At 66.4% G+C, this 2,570-nt stretch carries 2 protein-coding genes and 3 pseudogenes; 3 read left to right on the top strand and 2 right to left on the bottom strand.

Annotated features, from left to right (window positions below):
* Nucleotides 1–606, bottom strand: a 606-nt coding sequence (locus tag JCM19049_RS11515; RefSeq protein WP_279403065.1) for an acetyl-coenzyme A synthetase N-terminal domain-containing protein, incomplete at its 3' end; no start/stop codon positions are given.
* Nucleotides 607–806: 200 nt separating this feature from the next.
* Here JCM19049_RS11515 and nth point away from each other — a divergent pair.
* The 3 genes and pseudogenes from nth to JCM19049_RS20530 all read left to right on the top strand — a co-directional run bounded on the left by nth (nucleotide 807) and on the right by JCM19049_RS20530 (nucleotide 2,265).
* Nucleotides 807–1,594 (top strand): annotated as a pseudogene (nth, locus tag JCM19049_RS11510) (endonuclease III).
* A 63-nt stretch (nucleotides 1,595–1,657) separates the two neighbouring features.
* Nucleotides 1,658–1,897: pseudogene (locus tag JCM19049_RS20535) on the top strand (NUDIX domain-containing protein); the annotation flags it as partial.
* Nucleotides 1,898–1,980: 83 nt separating this feature from the next.
* Nucleotides 1,981–2,265 (top strand): hypothetical protein, encoded by a 285-nt coding sequence (locus JCM19049_RS20530; RefSeq protein WP_279403066.1) that lies wholly within the window; start codon nucleotides 1,981–1,983, stop codon nucleotides 2,263–2,265.
* Here JCM19049_RS20530 and JCM19049_RS11500 read toward each other — a convergent pair.
* A pseudogene (locus JCM19049_RS11500) lies at nucleotides 2,252–2,570 on the bottom strand (hypothetical protein); the annotation flags it as partial. The gene JCM19049_RS20530 and the pseudogene JCM19049_RS11500 overlap by 14 nt on opposite strands.

The raw sequence follows: 2,570 nt of genomic DNA, 5'->3' as shown, positions 1-2,570 counted from the left end.
CTTCAGCGGGCTGGGCTTGCCGCGGCGCCAGGTGCCGTCGGCGGTGACCACCAGCTTGGCCTCCGCATCATCGATGCGGCTGCGCAGCGCGTCGGCGGAGAAGCCGCCGAAGACCACCGAATGGATCGCGCCGATGCGGGCGCAGGCCAGCATGGTGATCACGCTTCGGGGATCATCGGCAGGTAGACCGCCACCCGGTCGCTTGGCCACGCCCAGGGATTCAAATGCGTTGGCGGCCTTCTTCACTTCCTCGGTCAGCTGCGCATAGGTGTAGGCGCGGGTGTCACCCGGCTCGCCCTCGAAGTAGATGGCAACCCGGTCGCCCAGGCCGTTCTCCACGTGCCGGTCCAGCGCGTTGTAGGCGGCGTTCAGCTTCCCGCCCACGAACCACTTGGCCACCGGCGCCTCGGACCAGTCCAGGGTTTCGGTGAAGTCGGTGTCCCAGGTCAGCACCTTGCGCGCCTGGTCCGCCCAGTAGCCCAGGCGGTCCGCGTCCGCGCTCTTGTACTGTTCGGCGTTGGCCACGGCGTTGGCGGCGAACTCAACACTCGGGGCAAAGGACCGAGTCTCGTTCGAGAGGTTGTCCAGGGTCTTGGCTTCGCTCATCAGTGTGCTTCCCTTCCGGCTTGGCATTCACAAAAGTTTCCTGTGATCCAAGTTACCCCTTTCGCGGCCGCTAAAGTGAACTGCGCCACCATTTGGGACGCCAGAGGCCCGAAAAGTGCGCCGAACGGTCGCAGCCCTGCGCCGAAGCGTGCGTAATCTTCAGAAAAACAGCCCGGCCGTGACACGATCAGGGGGTGTCGATGAAAAGTATCACCGAGTCTCCGCTGGCCCTGAAGCGCCGGGCGCGGAAGATGAACCGGATCCTGGCCGAAACCTACCCGTACGCGGTCGCGGAACTTGATTTCGAGAACCCCTTCGAGCTGCTGGTGGCCACGGTGCTCTCCGCGCAGACCACCGACGTGCGGGTCAACTCCATCACCCCGGCACTGTTCGCCCGCTACCCGGATGCCGAGGCCATGAGCCAGGCCGAGCGGCCCGAACTGGAGGAGCTGATCCGCCCCACCGGGTTTTTCAGGGCCAAGGCCGAATCCCTGCTGGGGCTTTCCGCCGCCTTGGTGGACCAGCATGACGGGCAGGTGCCGGGCAAACTGGCGGAGCTGGTCAAGCTGCCCGGGGTGGGCCGCAAGACCGCCAACGTGGTGTTGGGCAACGCGTTCGGGATCCCGGGGATCACCGTGGACACCCACTTCATCAGGCTGGCCAACCGTTTTGGGTGGAGCAGCGAAACCGACCCGGTAAAACTGGAGCACGCGGTGGGGGCGCTGTTTGAAAAGCGTGACTGGACCATGCTCAGCCACCACGTGGTGTTCCACGGCCGACGCGTCTGCCACGCCCGCACCCCCGCCTGCGGGGCCTGCCCGCTGGCCAAGCTGTGTCCCTCCTACGGAATCGGGGAGGAAATACCTGCCAAGCGCGCAAGTTACTTAAGTATGAGCTGGCGCCGGGACGCGAGGACCTGCTGGAGAAGATGCGGGCAGGAGCCACCCGCCGCGAACTGCGCAGCCAGGGATATGGATTGGGAGCATGAGCGCACGCACTGAACTGGAAGCCATCATCAAGACGCACCGCACCCGGCCGGGCCCCGCAGTCGATGCCCCGGGACTGGGTGATGCAGCAGGTGGACGCGCCGACCGCCCGCCGCGCGGCGGTGCTGATGCTCTTCGGGCACCACGATTCCGGTCCGCTGCGCGATGACAGCCCGGCCGATGAACTGGACCTGCTGTTTGTCACCCGCGCCGCGACATTGCGCAACCATGCCGGGCAGATCGCCTTCCCCGGCGGCGGCATCGACCCGGAAGACGATTCGCCGGCAGCCGCCGCGCTGCGTGAGGCCGAGGAGGAGACCGGGGTGCGCACCGACGGGATCCAGGTGCTCGGCCAGCTGTCGGACGCCGAACTGCCGATCACCAATTTTTGGTCACCCCCGTCATCGGCTGGTGGCAGCAGGAGAGCGAGGTCTACCCGGTGGACCCGGGGGAGTCCCAGGACGTGTTCCGCGCCCCGGTGGCCGAACTGCTCAACCCGCACAACCGGCTCAGCGCCGTGGTCAGCCGTGGCCGGCAGCGCTTCAGCGCCCCCGCGTTCGACTATGAGGGGCGCATCATCTGGGGATTCACCGCGATCGTGCTGGACCGCCTGTTCAATGAACTGGGTTGGACCCGGCACTGGGATACCGCGCGCGAAATCAAGATGGCCTAGGCGCCCCCAAGGACCGCTTATTTGGCGTCCGCGTAGCTTTTGACGGTTGCCACACTGACCGGGAAGTCCGGGGAATGCTGCCCGAAGAGGGTTTGCCCGGCCTGCCGGCGCCCTGGCGGATCGCGTGGGCCAAGCCTTCGGCGAGCGCGTCTTCGGTCTCGAAGACCAGCTCATCGTGGACGAAGAAGACCTGCCTGCAGCGGGTGTGCAGCCCGGCGGAGTAGATCAAATGCCGGGTGTGCGCCATCCATACCAGCGCCCATTCGGCGGCGGTGGACTGCACCACGAAGTTGCGGGTGAACCGG

The sequence above is a fragment of the Arthrobacter sp. JCM 19049 genome (genome assembly GCF_001310435.1).
Note: the sequence above shows the minus strand (reverse complement) of the source record. Positions and strands in the feature narration are given on the sequence as shown.